The organism is Rhizobium redzepovicii (genome assembly GCF_019793435.1).
Taxonomy (GTDB): domain Bacteria; phylum Pseudomonadota; class Alphaproteobacteria; order Rhizobiales; family Rhizobiaceae; genus Rhizobium; species Rhizobium redzepovicii.
The window spans coordinates 141,809-162,582 of sequence record NZ_JAILYH010000003.1 but is presented as its reverse complement, the minus strand read 5'-3'; the positions used below and the strand labels follow the sequence as shown (position 1 = coordinate 162,582).

The 20,774-nt window shown below is 59.5% G+C and carries 18 protein-coding genes, 1 tRNA gene and 1 pseudogene; 13 read left to right on the top strand and 7 right to left on the bottom strand.

What is annotated here, in order from left to right:
* Window positions 1-34 precede the first annotated feature (34 nt).
* Complete coding sequence (locus tag K6N12_RS05480) at window positions 35-721, bottom strand: PspA/IM30 family protein (RefSeq protein ID WP_097627309.1); 687 nt, start codon at window positions 719-721, stop codon at window positions 35-37.
* 111 nt (window positions 722-832) lie between these two features.
* Between K6N12_RS05480 and K6N12_RS05475 the strand changes: the two genes are divergently transcribed.
* Together K6N12_RS05475 and K6N12_RS05470 are read left to right on the top strand one after the other, a co-directional pair.
* Entirely contained in the window at window positions 833-1,441 is a 609-nt protein-coding gene (locus K6N12_RS05475) for a TetR/AcrR family transcriptional regulator (protein ID WP_097627296.1), read from the top strand.
* A gap of 390 nt (window positions 1,442-1,831) precedes the next feature.
* Window positions 1,832-2,611, top strand: a complete 780-nt coding sequence (locus K6N12_RS05470; protein ID WP_131711380.1) for an SDR family NAD(P)-dependent oxidoreductase — start codon at window positions 1,832-1,834, stop codon at window positions 2,609-2,611.
* Window positions 2,612-2,662: 51 nt separating this feature from the next.
* Here K6N12_RS05470 and K6N12_RS05465 read toward each other — a convergent pair whose 3' ends face one another.
* Window positions 2,663-3,493 carry a DUF429 domain-containing protein gene (locus K6N12_RS05465; RefSeq protein ID WP_097624162.1) on the bottom strand — a complete coding sequence of 277 codons (831 nt, stop codon included), beginning with the start codon at window positions 3,491-3,493 and terminating at the stop codon, window positions 2,663-2,665.
* Window positions 3,486-4,445: a DUF5655 domain-containing protein gene (locus K6N12_RS05460; protein ID WP_097624161.1), complete on the bottom strand. Its 960-nt coding sequence runs from the start codon at window positions 4,443-4,445 to the stop codon at window positions 3,486-3,488. The genes K6N12_RS05465 and K6N12_RS05460 overlap by 8 nt, the downstream gene beginning before the upstream one ends.
* A gap of 101 nt (window positions 4,446-4,546) precedes the next feature.
* On the opposite strand from K6N12_RS05460, the pseudogene K6N12_RS34010 reads away from it, so the two are divergent.
* The 5 genes and pseudogenes from K6N12_RS34010 to K6N12_RS05440 form a co-directional block, all read left to right on the top strand.
* A pseudogene (locus K6N12_RS34010) lies at window positions 4,547-4,702 on the top strand (SDR family NAD(P)-dependent oxidoreductase); the annotation flags it as partial.
* Window positions 4,703-4,839: 137 nt separating this feature from the next.
* The gene (locus K6N12_RS05455) at window positions 4,840-6,267 is read left to right on the top strand and encodes a class I SAM-dependent DNA methyltransferase (RefSeq protein WP_206099945.1); all 1,428 of its coding nucleotides are present in this window, start codon (window positions 4,840-4,842) and stop codon (window positions 6,265-6,267) included.
* Window positions 6,264-7,886, top strand: a complete 1,623-nt coding sequence (locus K6N12_RS05450; RefSeq protein ID WP_222148781.1) for a restriction endonuclease subunit S — start codon at window positions 6,264-6,266, stop codon at window positions 7,884-7,886. Before K6N12_RS05455 ends, K6N12_RS05450 begins: the two co-directional genes overlap by 4 nt.
* The gene (locus tag K6N12_RS05445) at window positions 7,883-9,508 is read left to right on the top strand and encodes an AAA family ATPase (protein WP_222148780.1); all 1,626 of its coding nucleotides are present in this window, start codon (window positions 7,883-7,885) and stop codon (window positions 9,506-9,508) included. The genes K6N12_RS05450 and K6N12_RS05445 overlap by 4 nt, the downstream gene beginning before the upstream one ends.
* On the top strand, window positions 9,505-10,347 hold the full coding sequence (locus tag K6N12_RS05440; protein ID WP_097624158.1) for an HNH endonuclease family protein: 843 nt from the start codon (window positions 9,505-9,507) through the stop codon (window positions 10,345-10,347). Before K6N12_RS05445 ends, K6N12_RS05440 begins: the two co-directional genes overlap by 4 nt.
* A 340-nt stretch (window positions 10,348-10,687) precedes the next feature.
* Here K6N12_RS05440 and K6N12_RS05435 read toward each other — a convergent pair.
* Window positions 10,688-10,761: transfer RNA gene (locus K6N12_RS05435), tRNA-Gln, on the bottom strand.
* 162 nt (window positions 10,762-10,923) lie between these two features.
* Here K6N12_RS05435 and K6N12_RS05430 point away from each other — a divergent pair.
* From K6N12_RS05430 to K6N12_RS05420, 3 genes are read left to right on the top strand one after another with little or no spacing between them, the layout of a single operon-like run.
* Window positions 10,924-11,832 carry an MBL fold metallo-hydrolase gene (locus tag K6N12_RS05430; protein ID WP_097624157.1) on the top strand — a complete coding sequence of 303 codons (909 nt, stop codon included), beginning with the start codon at window positions 10,924-10,926 and terminating at the stop codon, window positions 11,830-11,832.
* Between the two features lie 21 nt (window positions 11,833-11,853).
* A complete protein-coding gene (locus tag K6N12_RS05425; RefSeq protein ID WP_097624156.1) occupies window positions 11,854-12,303 on the top strand; it encodes a thiol-disulfide oxidoreductase DCC family protein in 450 nt (149 codons plus the stop codon).
* Window positions 12,300-14,033, top strand: coding sequence for a saccharopine dehydrogenase family protein (locus tag K6N12_RS05420; protein ID WP_097624155.1), 1,734 nt, complete (start codon window positions 12,300-12,302; stop codon window positions 14,031-14,033). The genes K6N12_RS05425 and K6N12_RS05420 overlap by 4 nt, the downstream gene beginning before the upstream one ends.
* A gap of 424 nt (window positions 14,034-14,457) precedes the next feature.
* Here the strand turns inward: K6N12_RS05420 and K6N12_RS05415 are convergent, their stop codons facing one another.
* Window positions 14,458-15,363, bottom strand: a complete 906-nt coding sequence (locus tag K6N12_RS05415) for a DUF1499 domain-containing protein (RefSeq protein ID WP_131711376.1) — start codon at window positions 15,361-15,363, stop codon at window positions 14,458-14,460.
* Between the two features lie 357 nt (window positions 15,364-15,720).
* On the opposite strand from K6N12_RS05415, the gene K6N12_RS05410 reads away from it, so the two are divergent.
* Window positions 15,721-16,110: a hypothetical protein gene (locus tag K6N12_RS05410; RefSeq protein ID WP_097624153.1), complete on the top strand. Its 390-nt coding sequence runs from the start codon at window positions 15,721-15,723 to the stop codon at window positions 16,108-16,110.
* Between the two features lie 15 nt (window positions 16,111-16,125).
* On the opposite strand, the gene K6N12_RS05405 is transcribed toward K6N12_RS05410, so the two are convergent.
* Entirely contained in the window at window positions 16,126-16,371 is a 246-nt protein-coding gene (locus K6N12_RS05405; RefSeq protein WP_037073946.1) for a hypothetical protein, read from the bottom strand.
* Window positions 16,372-16,474: 103 nt separating this feature from the next.
* Between K6N12_RS05405 and K6N12_RS05400 the strand changes: the two genes are divergently transcribed.
* Window positions 16,475-16,672, top strand: a complete 198-nt coding sequence (locus K6N12_RS05400; protein WP_097624184.1) for a hypothetical protein — start codon at window positions 16,475-16,477, stop codon at window positions 16,670-16,672.
* A 294-nt stretch (window positions 16,673-16,966) separates the two neighbouring features.
* On the top strand, window positions 16,967-17,242 hold the full coding sequence (locus K6N12_RS05395) for a hypothetical protein (RefSeq protein ID WP_097624152.1): 276 nt from the start codon (window positions 16,967-16,969) through the stop codon (window positions 17,240-17,242).
* Between the two features lie 11 nt (window positions 17,243-17,253).
* Here the strand turns inward: K6N12_RS05395 and ppdK are convergent, their stop codons facing one another.
* Window positions 17,254-19,938, bottom strand: coding sequence for a pyruvate, phosphate dikinase (gene ppdK / locus K6N12_RS05390; RefSeq protein ID WP_097624151.1), 2,685 nt, complete (start codon window positions 19,936-19,938; stop codon window positions 17,254-17,256).
* Window positions 19,939-20,774 lie beyond the last annotated feature (836 nt).

Here is a 20,774-nt window from a genome sequence, read left to right as displayed (position 1 = left end):
GGTTCGATGGATGAATGGTTCGATGGATGCAATTTCAGGCAGCAGGCGTGATGCGGCTCTTCAGCCGCGCCAGCACATCATCGGCGGATGAGCGCAGCGGCGCCCCGCAGCCGGCATTGGCAAGCTTTTCGATGATGCCGGCCGGGCGGATGGCGCCTTCCGTGTCCTTCAGGGCTGCGGCCGTCAGCTCATTCTGGCTCTGGCGCAGGCGAAGCCGGGCGAGCGTCTCCTCAGCATCGTCGAGCGTCGCAAGCCCCGGACCGGCGACGACGACATCGAGCTTCTGCGCCTCCTGCGTGGCGCGGGCCAGCCGCTCGCCGCGCTGCAGCTCCTGCAGCCGCGCCTCGGACGCGCGGACGATCGCCTTCAGCTTGTCGATGGAGCTGGTGAACTGACCTTGCGCCTTTTCGGATGCATCGCGCTCGGCTTCGAGATAGGCGATCGCCTCGGCCGCCTCGCGGGCCAGGGCCTCATTGCCCTTCGCCAAGGCGGCGGAGGCGCGGTTTTCCAGATCGGCGATGCGGGCGACGATCGCTGCGTGCTGCACCCTCTCCTGCTCGTTCTGGGCGATGGCGACGGCGACACTGCGGCGGGCCGACTGGATCGATTGGGCGGCATCGCGGATCTGCTGGGCAAGCAGCGGCACGGCGTTGCGATCGGCAAAAGCCTGTTCGGCATCATGCGCCCTGCCCCGCAAGAGAATAGAAATCAGTTTGAACATTTCTTGCCTCCGGTTTATGAACGTTGTTCACGAGAGGTGTTATGCCAGAATCATGAACGTCGTTCAAGATAAATTTTGAACGACGTTCAAAAAATCGAAGTGGAATGGTTAATGGCCGGCAGACGAGAAGAAAAACGCGAAGACCTGAAGGCCCGGCTGATCGAGGCGGCGCGCGAGCGGATCGCCCGCGACGGGCTGACGAATCTTAGGGCCCGCGACATCACCCAGGATGCCGGCTGCGCGCTCGGCGGCCTCTACACGGTCTTTTCAGACCTCGCCGAGCTCGTCATCCACGTCAACTCCGCCACGCTGAAGGCGCTGGAGGCGAGGCTGACGCTTTCCGAAACCAAGGACAAGCCGCCGACCGACCGGCTGCGCAACCTGGCGCAGGGTTACTTAAGCTTCGCCGTCGAGCACCGGAACCTCTGGAAGGCGCTGTTCGACCACTTCCCCCCCGACACCAGCCCGACGCCGCAATGGCATCTGAACGAACACCTCTTCCTGATGGACGTGATCGCCGAACCGCTGGCCGAACTGCAACCCGACATGCCCCCCGAAGACCGAGCCATCCGCGCCCGCACCCTGTTCGGCGCGGTGCATGGGGTGGTGAGCATCAGCCTCGAAGGCCGCTTCGTCGGCCTGCCGCTGGAGCGGCTGGCGCGGGAGGTGGATGAGCTGGTGCAGACGATTGCGGCGGGGGCGGAAAGGCGGCGGGGGTGATTTCAGTGGTTTAGCGGGGTAGGATTTGGTTGGGACGCCACCCCACCCTCCGTCATCCTCGGCCTTGAGCCCGGGATCCACGGCGCCGCCGTTTTTCGCCGAGCCCCACCACCTCCTCCGTCATCCTCGGGCTTGACCCGAGGATCCATGCCCCGAGCATTGTGCTCGCCGTCGACAGACGGAGCGGCAGGGGGCATCCTATGCGTGAACTCATGTACGTCGAGTGCTGCGTATGGATCCTCGGGTCAAGCCCGAGGATGACGGAGTAGGTGGGAACCAATCTGCAAAACCGCACCCACTCGCTGGCGGACTTGTCCACCATCCCACCTTGACCCGACCACCCTACACAAGCACTCTGCCCCCCTCCACGCCGCCGCGAAGGGAAACCCAATGAGCCGCATCTTCATCACCGGTTCCACCGATGGCCTCGGCCTTGCCGCCGCCCGCACCCTGATGAAGGAAGGCCATGACGTCGTGCTGCATGCCCGCTCCCGGAAGCGGGCCGCCGCCATATCCGAGGTGTCAGCCACCGCACTCGGCATCGTCATCGGCGATCTCGTCAGCACCACGGAAACGCGCTCGATTGCCGAGCAGGTCAACGCCATCGGCCGCATGGACGCCGTCATCCACAATGCCGGCATCTACCTCGAAAGGAGCCGGGGCGAAACGCCTGATGGTCACGCCAAGACGCTGGCGGTGAATGTGCTTGCCCCCTATCTGCTCACCGCCTGGATCACCCGCCCCGAGCGCCTCATCTATCTCAGCAGCGGCATGCACCGCAGCGGCAGCAGCGCCCTTGACGATATCGACTGGAAGAAGCGGCCGTGGAACGCCAGCCAGGCCTATTCGGAAAGCAAGCTCTACATCGCCACCCTCGCCACCGCCATCGCCCGCCATTGGCCGGATGTTCTGAGCAACGCGGTGGATCCCGGCTGGGTGCCAACGAAGATGGGCGGCGCCGGCGCACCCGATGACCTGGAGATGGGGCATCTCACGCAGACGTGGCTTGCGGCGAGCGATGCGGAGGCTGCGAAAGTCAGCGGTGGGTATTGGTATCATCGGCAGCGGCGGGAGGCGGCGGCGGAGGTTGGCGATACTGGGTTTCAGGATGCGCTGGTGGAGAGGCTGGCGGAGTTGACTGGCGTCCGGCTGTTCGCAGATGGCCGGTGAGGCGCAAGAACGGGGTCCGCAGGCATGGCACGGCGCCATATCAGGATCGCACTATCTAATTGGCACATTCCTTTTCCTTGCAGCGGTAACCAACCGCTCATGGATGCCGTTTACCGCCGGGGCGATCATGTAGCCGTTGTCCAGATCACCAATCATGACAGATTGGTCGCGCGGTGCCAAAAGCCAATGCAAGCCAACGAGGCCACAGATCATCGCATCAACCTTGTCCTGATCGGCTTTCCTCGGCATCAGGTTAGTCGACACATCAGAACACCAGAGTTCTAGCTGCTCTAAAGCCCTGAGCGATCCGAATGTCCGGATCGTCTCCGCCACGGAAAGCCAGTGATCTAATTTAAACATTTTCCGGTTGGCTGGGTTGTATTTTGGCGCCCCATAACGTTGGCAGTAGGCGCTCTCCATAACAACCAGTGCTAGAGCGGGGAATACTTCAATTAGAAAGAGCCCTGACGATGCGGCCCGTGCGGCCTCTGGATCCTCAATGGCGCCGATTGCCTGTTTGAACCGCCAGATCGGTGCGGCATCATCAAACATGCCAAGCTTCGATCGGTTGGCTGGTTGAACACCGCCACCTACCCAGGAGATGAGCGCCCCTGCAACCTTGTCGACCGGACGCGAGCCACTGAGGTTGGGAACGATTGTTGGCTGATCGAGCGCGACGAGACATTTGCCGACCTCAGATCTTTCGGTCCTTATAACCGTTGCCGCTTCGCTGAATGACGCCAACCTCGGCGCAACGTGCAACCGCGCACCTTGCGTATCGAGTCGAACGACACAGATTGCACCCGGCGCCCTAGGATTGTCGGTCCAAGCTGAATCGAAACCGACGACAGATATTGTTGTGGCGCTCCCCTGATCACCCACCCTCGTAAGCCCGAACCAGTAATGGCTGTGCTTTCTCAAAATCCGCCATCGACTTTAGCGTTACCTGAAGATCACCCGTACCAAAGTGGCCAACATTGCTCACGTCGCGTGCAAAGCCGCTTTCAAGCGCCACGGTAGTTGGATCGAGCTTTAGAAAGAGCGTCACAGTCCGCGCCTGGGGATAGATCTCCATGCAGACGAAGTTCTTCAGCCGCTTAAATGCTGTGTAGAGCTTCAATTCCTTTACCTGCACATCATCCCCGAGCGCGATCAGAAACTGGTGAACAGCGTCATAAATATCTCGAAGGTCTGCCGACGACTGCGATAGCCGGTAGCTCATTCGTTGACTGAGGTAGGGGTCGCTTTCCTGACCGGCCTCAGCTGCGGGCTGCAGGGAGCCCAGGCTTTTCACCTCAGTTATCACCTTAGTGCCAGTGAGTTTACTGGTCTTCGGCACATGCACCAGTTCCAACATCAGCAGATCCTCGCCGAACCGCCGGTAGCGAATAAGCTCGATGTTTCTGGCGATCTGCTTAACGGCGTGCTCGTCATAGCGGGTGAAATCGCCGGCGATGCAGAGCAGTCGCGGAGCAGACCAGTCAACAGCATTCGCCACGTCCTGGCCGAGGCGTTCCATAACCAGCCATTGGAATTCCTTGCGGTGATCAAGCAGCCAGTCGAGGTAGAACAGGCCCTGGTTAATAACGTTCTCGTTCACCGACCGCTTGTATTCGATGATGACCGGCGAGTTGTCCTCGTCCAGGCCGAGCGTATCGATCCTTCCGCCGTGCACGTGACCGGTCGAGTGCTCGGTCGCCAGGAAGCGGATGCCGAGCAACGCCTCGAGATTGGCCTCGAACAGAACCTGCAGGGATTTCTCGACCTGCATGGCGCTGCCGGGCAGCTCGCTCACCTGCGCGTCGCCGAAATTAAAGAGTTTGATATCGCTCAAAATTTGCCCCAGGCGTGACCGCAGATTGTACAGAAATTTCTATTCGCTTTATCGCCCTTGTCCAGATAATTTGCCGGCGAGCGCCGATTTGCGAGCATCGGCTGGCGACGAGCGATGCCGCCACAGCCAAGGCCAGCGGCCGGCATTGGCATCATCGTCAGCAACGGGAGGCGGCGGCGGAGAATAGCGATCCGGGGTTTCAGGATGCGCTGGTGGAAAAGCTTGCTGAACTGACGGGTGTCCATCTGTTTGAAGAGCGCGGGGAAGGCGCAGGACCGGCGGGGTGCCGGGCGTTGCCGACCGTGTTCTTCGGAATGCCACCATCATCACCACTTGACAGAATGTCGTAATTGCGAACAACGCCCACTCAGAGCATTTTCGAAAGGTTACAGCTTTGACAACCTTGCCGCCGTCAACTCGTGCCACCGCGTCACGCATTTGGTCACTTTGCAATGTCCTTCGCGGCGACGGTATCAGCTATAATCAGTACATTGCGGAACTCACCTATCTACTTTTTCTAAAGGTGGCCGAAGAAAATGGCGCCGAAAGTTCCCTCCCTGAGGGCTATCGTTGGAAAGACCTCGTTTCATATGACGGGGCGAACCTGCTGGGCCATTATCAGGAGATGTTGACTCACCTTGGTACAAGCTCGGAAACGAAAATGGTTCGAGACATTTTCGCTTTTCCAACAACCGTTTTTTCACACTCGGAAAACCTGCGGGTGGTTATAAACGGCCTCAACGCCATCCAATGGAATCAGATTTCTGAAGATGGCCTCGGGCAAATTTATGAGGCCCTTCTAGCAAAAAACTCAGAGGATGCTCGTTCAGGGGCTGGCCAATATTTTACCCCGAGGGCGTTGGTAGACTGCATAGTTTCTATCGTGAAGCCGACGGTAGGAGAGCTAATTCAAGACCCTGCGACAGGCACGGGTGGCTTTCTAATTAGCGCAGATGCCTATGTTAGAGCTACCCAAACGCAAGAAGAATATGAAGCCACGCCGCCGCAGTATGAGGGCGTCGAGATCGAGCGGGGTACATATAGGCTATGTTTGATGAACGTGTTCCTGCATCGTATGAACGCTTCTCTCTCGCTCGGTGATGCGCTTACCGAAGATGGCTCGCATCTAAAACCAGCTGACGTGATTATCGCCAACCCACCATTCGGCGCAAAATCGGGAAGCGTACGCGCTACACGAGACAGCTTTTCCTACTCTTCCTCTAATAAGCAGCTTGAATTCCTCCAGCATATCTATCAGAGCCTGAAGCCCGGTGGACGAGCAGCTGTTGTGTTGCCTGACAATGTGCTTTTCGAGGAAGGAGTGGCTCGTCAGATTAGGCGAGAGCTTATGGAGCTTTGTTCGCTTCATACTATTTTGCGTCTGCCGACGGGAATTTTCTACGCACAAGGCGTCAAAACGAATGTTCTCTTCTTCACCCGTGGCCATGGCAACCAAGAAAATACCAAGGAAGTCTGGATTTACGACCTACGAACCGCCGCTCCTAAATTCGGAAAAAAGAATCCTCTAACCTCATCCTATTTCGCAGACTTTATTTCTAGCTTCGGCAAGTGGCCCCATCTCGAAAGGGTGAGCGAAGACCGGGTAGAAAATGACAGGTTTAAGCGGTTCGATCTCGACTATCTGTCATCGACTAACGAAAACCTCGACATTCATTGGCTCACTGATGAACAGGAAAGCGATGAATATGAAGGGTTGAGACCCGACGAGATTTCTGCGCTGGTTCTGGTTTCTTTGGGATCGCTTATCAAAGATGTTGAGGATCTCCATGTGGCGTTGAACGTGACCGAAGACGATCAATGAGCACGAATCGCGTTCCCGCCGGATGGGCCGAACTTAAGCTGAGCCAAGTGGCAGCTATTTCCAGTGATAGGTTTGATTGGGAGGATGCAGCAAGCCAAGTGTATCTAGGCTTGGAACATATTGAGCGTCATACGCATCGTATTATCGGCCACGGTAGTGGCGCAGATATATCCAGCGTTAAAAACCGTTTCCGAGCGGGTGATCTGCTATATGGCCGGCTCCGACCCAATCTAAACAAGGTTGCCATAGCACCGTTCGATGGTATTTGCTCCACAGACATAGTTGTATTCCGTCCGACGGCGATGCTCGATACCAGCTATTTGCTAGAGATACTTAGCGATGACCGCTTTATCGATTATGCGATCTCAAAAGCAAAAGGCGTTAATTTGCCAAGAATATCGGTAGCGGACGTTCTCGCATATTCTACTCATATTCCTCCTTATGATGAGCAACAGCGAATAATACGAGAGCTGGAAGTTCGGTATTCTCTGCTTTCTACAATCAATCAGAAGCTAAGTGATTTAGCGGAAGTCATTCAGCGCATGCCCTTCAGAATAATAGAGGCTGGGGTGCAGGGAAAACTTTTCAAGGGTTGGCAAAGCAAACAGCGAACCAGAGTGGAGCGAAACTCGACCGCCACTGTACGAGGCCGAAATTCCTCCGGCAACCTTGAGACGCCGCTTGAGTGGAAGAAATCTACTGTAGGGGCAGCCGGCGATGTTAGCGCGGGTCGACAACGCTCTCCTAAAAATCACTATGGTGAAAATATGCAACCTTATCTGCGGGTTGCAAATGTTTTCGAAGATCGAATCTCTGTCGATGACATTATGACAATGCACTTTGAGCAAAAGGAATTTGAAACATACAGGCTGCGACATGGGGACATACTTCTTAATGAGGGTCAAAGCTTGGAGCTTGTCGGACGACCCGCTATGTTTCGGAATGAGCTTGACCCAGTTGCTTTTACCAATTCGTTGGTCCGGTTTCGGGCGTCTGGGGCAGTTGAGCCTGAATATGCGCTCCTCGTGTTTCGCCACTATCTCCACAGCGGCGTTTTCAGAAGCATTGCTAAAATCACCACAAACCTAGCACACCTCGGGGTCTCGCGTTTCGCCGCGCTTCCCTTCCCCCTTCCGCCTATCGACCAGCAGCGCGACATTGCTCGCATCAGTAGAGAGCACTTGGATAACATTGAGCGAATCCGCAATGAAGCCAGTCGCGTCGAGAGCCTACTTGGTGCATTGAAAAAAGCGCTCAGAAAAGAAGCGCTGGCCGGAAAATTAGCAAGACAGATCAGCGGTGAGACAGATGTGCTTACATCCTTAAGTGCATATGAAGCATTATTAGCAGCACAACCGAAGCCGTCGAGGCGAAGATCGAAACCTAGGACATCGCTCATGAAAGGCCAGATACCCGTTTCTCAAGCTTTAAAGGGCGTGGATAAGCCGATAGACGGTCAGAAACTCTTCTACCTTTGTGGCTACCCAGAAGACTCTTCAACAGACCTTATCGAACAATTCTTCCTCGATCTCCGAACCCAACTCCAAGCTGGATCCATTTTGCGATTAGAGCGGGATGGACACGACGTCTTCGTACCTCAGAAGGGCGAAGCTGAATGAAGATTGACTTTTTACATATTCGCTCATCATTCAAAAATCTGGAGGGCGTACGGATCGACTTCGATGAAGACGATTTAATGACCGTCGTTGTCGGACGGAACGGTTCCGGCAAATCTAACGTGTTAGAGGCGCTAGTCGTTATATTTCGCAACCTCGACCTCGGCGAAAGCCCGGCCTTTTCCTATGCTATCCGATACAAGCTGGGAGAGAGCAACGACGAGCGATGGATCACTGTGGATGCTGACCCGGGTAGAGGGTCAATAAGCAAGCAATATCAGATCACTTGCAGTGAGAGAGCTCCTGGTGACTTGCTCACAACGGAGAAGCAGGTCCCAATTTCGCGGGCAAAGAGAAATCCCAGCGGTGTAAGTTACTACCTGCCCAATTACCTCTTCGCCTATTACTCCGGCCCCAGTGACCGCCTCGAAGATCACTTTCGCCGTCACAGGACCGAGTTCTACAGAAAGCTGTTGGAAAATAAGGTCGAGCTAGGCGGGCAGATACGGCCGCTATTTTACGCCAAACCCAACCATAGCCAGTTTGTGCTTCTCGCCTTTTTCTTGAGCACACAAGAGGACAAAGAGCGAAAATTTCTCAGAGATCAACTTGGAATTGAAGGGCTTGACGCCGTCCACTTCGTTATGCGGAGACCGGAATGGGTAAAATCTCATTTAAAAACTGAGAAATTTTGGGGTGCAGGAGGTGTCGTTCGAGATTTTCTAGACCGCCTTTACCCGCTCGCTCTCTCCCCACTCAGGGTCACTCGAAACGAAACTTTGTCGCTTACCGGGCGCAAAATCAAAAACGAATTCATACATCTTTTCCTTCCTGACGTTGAAAGCCTCCGCGCTTTCTCGTCTGAACTTACACCTGACGTGTTCTTTAAGATGCTGGAAAGCACATTATTGTCGGAAATCATTGCTGAAGTGAACGTTCGTGTCAGAGTTAGCTCTAGTGAGGCGCCCTTGACGTTCAGAGAGCTTAGCGAAGGTGAGCAACAGCTGCTTACTGTTCTCGGCTTGCTAAAATTCACCGGCGGCCGTGATTCACTTTTTCTCCTCGATGAACCGGACACCCACCTTAACCCCGCATGGGCCGTGAAATACTTGGAATTTCTGCGCGGATTCGTTCCAAATCATGAGGCGAGTCACCTGCTCATGGTAACCCATCACCCACTTGCTATTGCTGAGCTTGATAAAGATCAGGTTCAAGTTATGACGCGTGACAGTGAGTACCGTGTACGTGCAAAACCTCCAATCGAGAGCCCGCGCGGCATGGGGTACGCTGGGATTCTAACAAGCGATATGTTTGGCTTACAGACAACAATCGACCTCCCGACAGAAGAGCTAATTCGGGAACGCAGAGCTCTGAGTGAAAAAACTGAGCTTTCCTCCGAAGAAAGTATTCGGCTTAACGCGATCAATAGTGAACTTCAGGGCCTTGGTTTCTCAACATCGCACTGGGATACCGATTATCAAGACTATCTGCGACGACGGAAGAAAATCGCGGATGAGCTGTTCAACTCGACTAAAGATAGCACACTCGCTGAAGTGCGGCGTCGGATTGCGGACGAAATCATCCGAGAAATGTTAACGGAAGAAAACTCGGGGCCTAGCCAGTGAGAGCCGTCGAGTACGATCCGAAAAAGCTATCTCTCCCACCTGATTGGGCCGAACGCGCCGAGGCTTTAAAAAAAAGACTGCTTAAAGAGAACGACCCTCTAAAGCGGAGCGAGATCATCCGCAAAAACGAAATTTGGTCCGAGATCAAATTCGAGCTTCGGAAGGTATTTAGCGAAAAATGTTGGTACACTGAGTCCCCTCAGAGGGGCACAGACACCGATGTGGACCACTTTAGGCCCAAGAGGCGAGTCTTTGAGCGATCCACGAAGGGCGACGAGCATCCGGGCTATTGGTGGCTTGCTTACGATCTCGATAACTATCGCTACAGCTGCATCTACGCGAATAGACTACGGCGCGACATCGAGACCGACCTCGTAGGAGGAAAAGCTGATAGGTTTCCTGTAGTAGAAGCGACGCGGGCGATGGGCCCGGACGCAAATTGGAAATCGGAAAAGACCTATCTAATCGATCCGTGTAATCCGGATGAGGTCGCGATGATCACTTTCAAGGAAGACGGCGAGGCTATGGCCCGATTTCCGGCTAGCGAGCAATACAAGCACGACATGGCGATGTTATCCATCGAGTGCTACAACATTAACCACAGTGATTTTGTGAAAGCTCGCATGGACGTGAAAGCCAGTATTGAAGAGCTGCGTGTAGAAGCTAAGCGATTGTTTGCGCGACTCGAAGACGGAGATGCCGATCACAAGCAATCATACAGGCAAGCCATCAGCACCCTGAGAAAAATGCGGGAAAAGACAGCTCCTTACTCAGCCTTCTGCATTGCAATCACTGACTCGTTTAGAGGAGATGAGTCGCTTGCTGGTATATTCCTGTGACATCGTTCTGAGCGAGCTAGGCTAAAATGTGGGTTGAAGCGTGGGGTAACTTGAAAGGGCGAATAAAAAGGAGGCAATAGCAATAGCTTAACAGGAAATCTGGCAGAGAGGGATTTGAGCCTACGATACCCCTACAGATATGGCACATTTCGAGTGCGGTGCACTCGATCATTCTACCTATCCCCCAGCGGTCTGGCCGACGCATGTTTGCACGGCCTTCCGATAACGCGAGTTGCCGAGCTGTCGCCCGCTCACCAAGGGACTTAAGACGGTTTCGAGCACCGAACTATTACTGGCAAGCCGCTTCCTTAGCCTAGATTGCTGAAAATAAACACTGCGTTGGCTGGGGCGCCTGGATTCGAACCAGGGATGACGGTACCAAAAACCGTTGCCTTACCGCTTGGCGACGCCCCACCAGAGCTTGAGCGGAAACCGCTTGCTCAAATCGACGCCTGATTAGCAAAGCTCTTCGCCTGTCACAATGACTAAGTTTAACCCGGCGCAGATTTATGCGCTGCGTAGCGGCCGCCATCGTGCTAGGAATTGGCGACGTCATCGGCCCGAGATCATTCCTTCATGGACAGTCCCGCATTCGACCTCGCTTTCGAGCCGGCCTATGGGCAAGCCGTGCCGGTCGCCTCAGGGGTCGAGCGGGTGACAGTGAACAATCCCGGCCCTTTCACCTTTTTCGGCACCAACAGCTATATCGTCGGCTCCTCCTCCGTCGCGGTCATCGATCCCGGGCCGGAGGACGAGGCGCATTTTCAGGCGCTGATGGCAGCGCTTGCCGGCCGCGCGGTGACGCATATCTTCGTCAGCCACACGCATCGCGACCACTCTCCCCTTGCCCGCCGGCTGCAAGCGGCAACGGGTGCGGTGACGGTGGGCCAGGGGCCGCATCGGCCGGCGCGGCCGCTGAGGGATGGCGAGATCAATCCCTTTGCCGAAAGCTCGGATCTATCCTTCGTGCCCGACATCACGCTCAGTGACGGCGAGACCCTATCGGGCGATGGCTGGGCGCTGACTGCGGTGCTGACGCCGGGGCACACGGCCAATCATGCCGCCTTTGCGCTGGAGGGTCAGGACATTCTGTTCACAGGCGATCACGTCATGGCCTGGTCGACCTCGATCGTCGCACCGCCAGATGGTTCGATGGCGGATTACATGGCCTCGCTCGAGCGGCTGATTGCGCGCGACGACCGGCTGTTGCTGCCCGGCCATGGCGGGCCGGTGACGGAGCCGGCCGGATTCCTCAAGGCACTGAAGGCGCATCGCCTCGGGCGCGAGCAGGCGGTGCTGGCGCGCGTCCAGGCGGGCGACACTCAGATTGCCGAGATGGTGAAGGTGATCTATCGCGATACCGATCCGAAGCTGCATGGGGCGGCCGCCCTTTCCGTGCTCGCCCATATCGAGAATCTCATGGAGCGCGGCGAGATTGCGGCCGATGGGCCGCCTTCGCTTGCCGCCACCTACCGGCTGTTGTAAGCGGGAGATGGGGAGATTACCATGACGCGTGCCGCTTACAGCTATCGCAGCGATGCCGATGTGCCCGATTTTGCCGATGACCAGCCGCTGATCGTCTTTGATGGCGAATGCGTGTTCTGCTCCGGCTGGGTGAAATTCGCGCTGAAGCACGACAGTGAGCGGCGCTACCGCTTCCTCGCCGCCCAGACGCCGCTCGGCGCAGCACTCTACCGGCATTATGGGCTGAATGAGCGCGATTACGAAACCAATATCCTCATCGAGCATGGCCGCGCCTTCTTCAAGTCGGATGGGTCGATCCGCATGGTGGCCGGCCTCGGCTTTCCCTATTCGCTGGTCAGGATCTTCCGGCTGCTGCCGCGGCGGGTGGCCGATGCGCTCTATGAATTCATCGCCCGCAACCGGCTGAAGATCGCCGGGCGGCAAAGCTGCATGGTGCCGACGGCGGAGCAGCGCAGCCGTTTCATCGCATGAGCGGCGAGCGGCTCTCGCTGCTGATCATCGGCGGCTATGGCACGTTCGGCGGCCGGCTGGCGTGGCTGCTTGGCGATCAACCCAGGCTCAGGTTGTTGATCGCCGGGCGCTCGCTTGAAAAGGCCGATGATTTCGTTGCCGATCTCAGATCCCCGAAAGATGGATCCGAGGGCCTGGGAAGCAGCAATCTCGGGGCAACGCTGCAGGCGGTGGCCTTCGATCGTGACGGCGATCTCACCGAACAGCTGACGCGGCTGCGGCCGGATCTGGTCGTCGATGCCTCCGGGCCGTTCCAGAGTTTTGGGCAAGATCCCTATAAGGTGGTGCGCGCCTGCATCGGGCTCGACATCGATTATGCCGATCTCGCCGACAGCACCGGCTTCGTCGCTGGGATCGGCGAGCTCGATGCCGAGGCGAGAGCGAAGGGGGTTTTTGCGCTCTCCGGTCTCAGCAGCCTGCCGGCGCTGTCCTTCGCCGCGCTCGAAGTGATGGCGCCGCGGTTTTCCCGGATCGATGCGGTGGCCGCCGGCATTGCCCCGTCGGCGCATGTGAAGATCGGGCTCAATGTTGTGAGAGCAATCGCCAGTTATGCCGGCAAGCCGGTCTCGGTGCTGCGCCAGGGGCGGCCGGCGCAGGCGCGCGGGCTGATCGAGGCGATGCGGGTGACGGTCGCCCCGCCCGGGGTGGCGCCGCTCAAGAGCCGGAATTTCCTGCTGGTGGATGCGCCGGATCTGGCGCTGCTGCCGGGCCGCTTTGCCGGCCTGCAATCCAGCTTCACCGGGGTCGGCACGGAGCCGCAGCTGCTGCAGCGGCTGCTTGGGCTTGCGGCAGGTCTCACGCGGCGGAAGCTGCTGCCGTCGCTGACGCCGTTTGCGCGGCTCATGCAGCGGGCGAGCCACGGCCTGGCGATCGGCGAGCATCGCGGCGGCATGTTCGTGCGCCTGAGCGGCCTCGATACCGCCGGCAAGCCGCTTGCCTGCGGCTGGCATCTGATTGCCGAGGGGGATGACGGGCCGTTCATTCCGGTCACCGGCGTGGCGGCGCTGGTGCGGCGGCTGCTGCGCGGCGTCCGGCCGGAGAGTGGCGCGCGGCCGGCGACGGGGGAATTGCGGCTGGAAGATTTCGAGGCGGAATTCCGGCGGTTCTCGATTGCAACAGGGATCAGGACGGAAAGCGAGGGTGCCGGCCTGCCGCTTTACCACAGGGTCCTCGGCAGCGCCTTCGCGCGGCTGCCGCCGGCCATATCAGCCATGCATGCGGGCGGATATTCGGGCAGCGCCCGTGTCGCCTCCGGGCGGGCGCGGGTCGAGCGCGGCAGCGGGTGGCTGGCGAGGATCGTCGCCCGGCTGATCGGCTTTCCCCCGGCCGGCGAGGATGTGCCGGTCACGGTGCGCTTTACCGCCGATGGCGAGAAGGAGATCTGGACGCGGCATTTCGGCGATAAGAGCTTCCAAAGCCTGCAGCTCGAGGGCAAGGGCCGCGACCGGCATCTGCTCGCCGAGGTGTTCGGGCCGTTCCGGGTGCTGGTGGCGCTGGTGCCGGAGGGGGAGAGGCTGCGGCTGGCGGTGCGCGGCTGGCGCTTTTGCGGGCTTCCGCTGCCGCTGTTTCTGGCGCCGGGCGGGGAGACGTTCGAGGAGGAACGTGAGGGGCGGTTCCATTTTCACGTCGAGATCGGCGGGCGGCTGACGGGGTTGGTGGTGAGATATACGGGGTGGTTGGTGATGGAGTGAGCCCTCTCCAGCCTCATCCCGAGATGCGTAGCCCGCAGGGCGAAGCCTCGAAGGACGGGGCTGGCCACCTTCGCGATGCCGCGGCAATCCAGCCACCCGCCCTCTTCCTTCGAGGCCCCTGCGGGGCACATCAGGATGAGGGCTGATCGTGGTGCGTGTCGCCGTCTCTCCAGAGGCCGATCGTCGAATTCGCGGCATCGTAAGAATGTCGAGCCTGCCGCACCCTCTCCCGGCCCTTCGCTTTGGGCTCAGGGCGTTCGCCGCTGCAATCGATTCACTGGATCGATTGCTGCCGCTCCGCGGCACCTCGGCTCACCCACTGCAATCGATTCACTGGATCGATTGCTGCCGCTCCGCGGCACCTCGGCTCACCCGCTGCAATCGATTCACTGGATCGATTGCTGGCGCTTTGCGCCACCGCGGCTCACCCACCCGCAATCCCCAGCAACTCGGCGTCCAGCGCCTTCAAATAATCCCCGGCGATTTCGGCGCTGAAGCCGAGGTCGTGTTGGCCGTAGCGGGAGGCGACGCGGATGTCGACGAAGGTGGTTTCGGCCTCTTCGCGCAGGCGGATAAGAATATCGAAGCGCAAGCCGAGGATCAGTGTGCGGTTGCTCGCCTGCAGCGTCACGCCGTTGGCGCCGCGGATCAGCTTGGCGACGTCGTCGTCATAGGGGCGCGGCGTCGGCACGGGAATGATGCCGGGCGCATCGGCAACGGCTTCGTCGCCGGGCTCGGGTTTGGCCGGTCCGTCCTCCGGGTCGCGGTCCGGCTCGCTGGTGCCGGTGCTTCTGACGATGGTAAAGCCGCTCTGCTTGGCGACCTTGCGCACCGCTTCCAGCACCCGGTCGAGCGCGCCCTCATAGCGCCGGCCGGTCAACTCGGGATAGGCTGATATCTGCTTTTCGCGATCCTCCGGCGTCACGAGATTGCGCTTCAGCCAGATCTGATCGGATTTCGGGGTCGACAGCCAGTCAGGGGCTGCGACCGGGTCGGTGGAGACGTCGTAGATATCAGGCAGCGTCATGTACCGCTCGGCGGCGAAGGCGCCGATGCCGAGCGGAAAGGCGGCATAGATCAGGGCGGCGAGTGCGGCGAGCCCGCCTTCGGCGCCTGTCATCCAGAGGCTGCGCAGGCCGACTGCGGCCAGCATGGCGGCCAGCAGCCCGCAGCCGGCGGCGGCGATCAGAAGCAGCACGAGATAGGGGGTGGCGAGGCCGCCGAAGCGATGAGCGATCAGCACCGCCAGCGCCAGAACCAGCGAAAACGCCCCGAGCAGCCGCGAAAAGCGGGCGGCGCCTGAAACGGGACGGTCGAAACGGATGGCCATCAAACTTACCGGTTGCTCGTCAGCGCCGCGCCATCAAACAACGCAAATCGCCATAACCCTGTTTAGAGCATGATGCCGAAAAGTGTGAAGCGGTTTTCGGACGACATCATGCTCTATTTCTTTGATTTGGATCCGGATTCAGATTTTTGGCCAGCCCGGCCCAAAATCATCCGGATCTGGGCAGGTTTCGGCTGAATTGAAACTGTTGTCTTGGAATATCAGCCGGAATCCGCCTGGGATGGCCGAGGCGAAAGGCGAGGCGAAGACGGGGCCATTTCATGAGCCCTTGCTGATATGGTTAAAAAGGGTCATTCTGCCGCGGTTTCATCTCCGAATTCAAAGGCAAGGAGAGACGGGATGATTTCACCCGAGATAGCAGCCAGGCCACAGGCGTCTGCGCTTGGCGGGATCGACCACAGCGAACCGATGCTGCCGTTGGAGCTCGTCGAGCTCGAACTTTCGCTCGAAGGTTATGCCGGCGGCGATGCCGGTTTCTGCGAGGCAGTGCGCCAGGCAGCACAGCGGTCGGGCGGCGAGCTGCTGTTCGACCTGCCGGCCGGCGGCCTTGTCGCGGATTGCCGGCGCATCGCCGTGCTGCGCATTCCCGATGGCGGCAGTCAGATGCGCGTCGTGCTGGCGCTGCTCGATTATGCCGGCACCGAAATCCGCATGCAGGCGCCCAACGAGGAGACCGCGCATCTGGTGCGCTTCGCCGATGCCTTCATCGAGTTGCTGGAGCGGATTTAAGTTTGACCCTGCGTTCTAGCGCCGCTCGGCCGCAGCCTCCGCCAGGCTGCGGAAGGGAAACTTGCGGCCGCATTCGCATTTCAGCATGAAGCTTTCCTGGTGGTTGGACGGCCGCTGCACGCCAAAACCGCGCGGCAGCTGATCGACCTTGAAATCCGGGTGCTTGCGCTTGGGATCGTCGATCTCCGAGGCTTCGGCAAAGCCCTCATTGCCGCATTGCGGGCAGTTCAGTTTCTTCGAAAATCGATCGCGGATGGCCATGCTCGTCCTCATGCTTGAGGCCTTCTCATACAGAGGAATGCCGGCTGGTGAAAGTGGAACCATCTTCCGGCCGTGCCGTTCCCTCCTCGAAAAGGAGGCCATCATGCCGAACAGAGATCCGATTCCGACACCGACAACCGATACGCCGCGCGGGCCGACGCCAACACCCGGCATTCCCGACCGCATCCAGGAAAAACCGCCACTGACGCCTGCCCAGGACCCCGGCGATACGAAAAACCCGCAGGACCCGCCGCTCAATCCGGCGCTGCTGCCGATCGGCGATCCGGCCGGGGCGGCTTGACCGTCACACTCGCTCGTGCTTGTGCGGAGTCTCCCTGGTTTGGCGGCTTTGACGAAAACGCCAACCACACTCTCCGTCATCCCAGGCCTTGAGCCTGGGATCCCTGCCACTGCCGCTGATGGATGCTCGGCTCAAGGCCGAGCATGGCGGAAGGTGGGGTGGGCAGGAGAAACCCTTCACAGGTAGACATCCCTGTCGGCCATCCGCCAGCGAAACCAGAGGCACGCCCGCGGCCCGAAACTTGACGCCCGCACCCGAATGGCATTTCCTCCGGGAAAAGCAAGGAATACCCCGATGCGCACCGCTGTCCTCATCACCCTTCTCGCCGCCATCACCGGCCTGTCCGCCTGTCAGACGATGACGCCGGAGGAGCGGCGGGCGGCGGATGAGCAGCGGTGTTTAAGCTATGGCTTCCGCCGCGGCACCGATGGTTTTGCCACCTGCCTGCAGCGCATCGATCTCGACCGGCGGGCCGAATCGCGGGCGCAGAGTGCCGAGATGATGCAGAGCATGGCCTGGGATTTGAACGGGCCCTATATCTACCGCGATCGCTGGCACCATCATCATTGAGGCCGAGCTGACTATTTCCCCCGGAGGTCTTTCAGACCGCCTGATATGACCGCCTGCGCCGCCGCCAACCTGGCGATCGGCACGCGGAACGGCGAGCAGGAGACATAGTCGAGGCCGATCGTTTCGCAGAAGCGGATCGAAGCCGGGTCGCCGCCATGTTCGCCGCAGATGCCGAGCTTCATGTCGTTGCGGGTGCGCCTTCCGCGTTCCGCGGCGATGCTGATCAATTCGCCGACCCCGTCGAAATCGAGTGAGATGAACGGGTCATGCTCGATGATGCCCTTGCGCTGGTAGGTGGGGATGAAGGCCGAGGCATCGTCGCGCGAGATGCCGAAGGTGGTCTGCGTCAGGTCGTTGGTGCCGAAGGAGAAGAATTCGGCGGCTTCGGCAATCACATGGGCGCGCAGCGCCGCCCGCGGCAGCTCGATCATCGTGCCGACGAGATAATCGATCTTCATGCCGGCCTCGCTCATCACATCGCCGGCGACCTCGTCGATGCGGGCCTTGACGTAATCGAGCTCGGAGCGCAGGCCGACCAGCGGCACCATGATCTCCGGCACGACGGCCGCGCCGGTCTCCTTCGCCGCGGCAACCGCCGCCTCGAAGATGGCGCGGGCCTGCATCTCGACGATCTCAGGATAGGAGATCGCCAGCCGGCAGCCGCGATGGCCAAGCATCGGGTTGAACTCGTGCAGCGCATCGACGCGCTGGCGCAGCGCCTGCGCTTCCATGCCCATGGCGAAGGCGACTTCGGCCACCTCGTCATCGGTCTTCGGCAGGAATTCGTGCAGCGGCGGGTCGAGCAGGCGGATCGTCACCGGCAGGCCGTGCATGACGGTGAAGAGACCGGTGAAATCCAGCCGCTGCATCGGCAGCAGCTTGTCGAGCGCCAGCCGCCTGCCCTTCTCATCGACGGCCAGGATCATCTCGCGCATGACATGGATGCGCTCGCCCTCGAAGAACATGTGCTCGGTGCGGCAAAGGCCGATGCCTTCGGCGCCGAAGGAGCGGGCGGCCATCGCATCGGCCGGCGTATCGGCATTGGTGCGTACCGTCATCCGCCTGGCGCGGTCGGCCCAGCCCATGATCCGGCCGAAATCGCCCGAGAGTTCCGGCTGGATCATCGGCACCTCGCCCTTCAGCACCTGGCCGGCTGAGCCGTCGATGGTGATGATGTCGCCCTTCTTCAGGGTGACGCCAATGCCGAGCAGCCGCTCGTTGCGCTGATCGATGCGCATGGTGCCGGCGCCGACGACGCAGGGGATGCCCATGCCGCGGGCAACGACCGCCGCATGGCTGGTCATGCCGCCGCGCGTCGTCAGGATGCCTTCGGCCGCATGCATGCCGTGAATATCCTCCGGGCTGGTCTCGACCCTCAGCAGGATCACCTTGCGGCCTTCGGATTCCGCCTCGACGGCCTCTTCGGCCGTGAAGACGATGGCGCCGGTCGCAGCGCCGGGCGAAGCCGGAAGCCCGGTGCCGATCACCTGGCGGGTGACGCGCGGATCGATTGTGGGATGCAAGAGCTGGTCGAGGCTGGAGGGTTCGATGCGCAGCACCGCCTGGTCCTCGGTGATCACTCCCTCATCGACCATGTCGACGGCGATCTTCATCGCCGCCCGGGTCGAGCGTTTGCCCGAACGGGTCTGCAGCATCCACAGCTTGCCGCGCTCGATGGTGAATTCGATATCCTGCATGTCGCGGTAATGGATCTCAAGCTCGCTGCAGATGCGGCAAAGCTCGCGAAACGCCTCCGGCATCAGCTTTTCCATCGAGGGTTTTTCAGAGCCGGAGGAAATCCGCCCCTCCTCGGTGATGCTCTGCGGCGTGCGGATGCCGGCAACGACATCCTCGCCTTGCGCATTGACCAGGAATTCGCCGTAGAGCGCCTTCTCGCCTGTGGAGGGGTTGCGGGTGAAGGCGACGCCGGTCGCAGACGCATTGCCAAGATTGCCGAAGACCATCGCCTGGATGTTGACGGCCGTGCCCCAGCCTTCGGGAATATTGTGGAGCTGGCGGTAGGTGACGGCGCGCGCGCTCTTCCAGCTGGAAAAGACGGCGCCGACCGCGCCCCAGAGCTGGACTTCCGGATCCTGCGGGAATTCCTGCTCCAGTTCCTCCTCGATCAGCTTCTTGTAGAGCGAGACGATGTGCTGCCATTCCGAGGCGCTGAGTTCGGTATCGGTTTCATGGCCGAGCTTGGCTTTCTCGTCCTCGAGGATCTCCTCGAAGGCGTCGTTGCCGAGACCCATGACGACATCGGCATACATCTGGATGAAGCGGCGGTAGCTGTCCCAGGCAAAACGCGCGTCGCCGGCATCATGGCCGAGCGCCTGCACCGTCTCGTCGTTGAGGCCGAGATTGAGCACCGTGTCCATCATGCCGGGCATGGAAACACGGGCGCCGGAGCGCACCGAAAGCAGCAGCGGCTGGCTGCCGGAGCCGAAGCGACGGCCGGTGATCGCCTCGATGCCCGCAATGCCGGAGCGCACCTCGGCCTTTACGCCGTCTTCGATATGGCGGCCATTCCTGTAATAGGTGTTGCAGGCATCGCCGATGATCGTCAGCCCCGGCGGAACCGGCAGACCCAGCGCGCACATTTCCGCCAGATTGGCGCCCTTGCCGCCCAGAATCTCGTGATCGCGCGCCCGGCCCTCAGCCTGCCCGTCGCCGAACGTATAGACCCACTTGGTCATCTTCCCCCCAACACCAAACCGGGATTAGCTTAATCCGTTGGTGTTGAAATGAAAATCGACAAATGCGGCAGAATGTTGCGTTGCACAATAAATCTTCGGCAGGGCAGCGATCGAAACGATTGAAACATCGCCCGGCACCAAGACGGCATAAAAAAAGCTTTGCGGGACTGCAACATGTCCCGCAAAGCCTTGTTTCCGTCCGGCCAGGAAAACCGGACGGGGGGTCCCTCAACCCAGGGCACTTTCCTCAAGTAATGGAATGCCCTATCGCTTGGTCTTCACGCAATTCCTGCGAAAGCCGCTTTGCGCGCCTCCTGGAACTGCCCCCGATTTTCCGGCTCTTGCCCTCTGCCCGGAAAACCGCCTGCAAATCCGACAATACGCACATATGACCGCCCACGTTTCCGCAGAAGCATCAGGTTGCGTTGAAACAACTTCTAATGCAAGTCATCGCAAAGAGCATCACCCAAATGGGGTACGAGCCGCAAAGAAGCCGACCTTTTTTGGTGCTTACGAAAATTCCGACGAAAGTGCGGGCCTTTTCAGCAGGTTTCGGCCGTCGGCCTGCGTGTCTCAGCCCCTCCCGGGCCACTCTTCCATGCCTCAGAAATCACGCCGTATGGCGCGCTGTTACGCAATATGACCAAACGCCGCCCGCCAAGCCCCGTCTCCTGCCCGTTTCACCCCTCTCCTCGGTCATCCCACGCCCTCTGAGTCTCGGATCCACGCGCTGCTGATCGCGCTAAGATGGGTCCTCGGGTCAAGCCCGAGGAGGACAGAGGGTGGGGTGACCGCCGCAGCAAAACAGCCACGGACGCCAGATATGAATGCGGTCC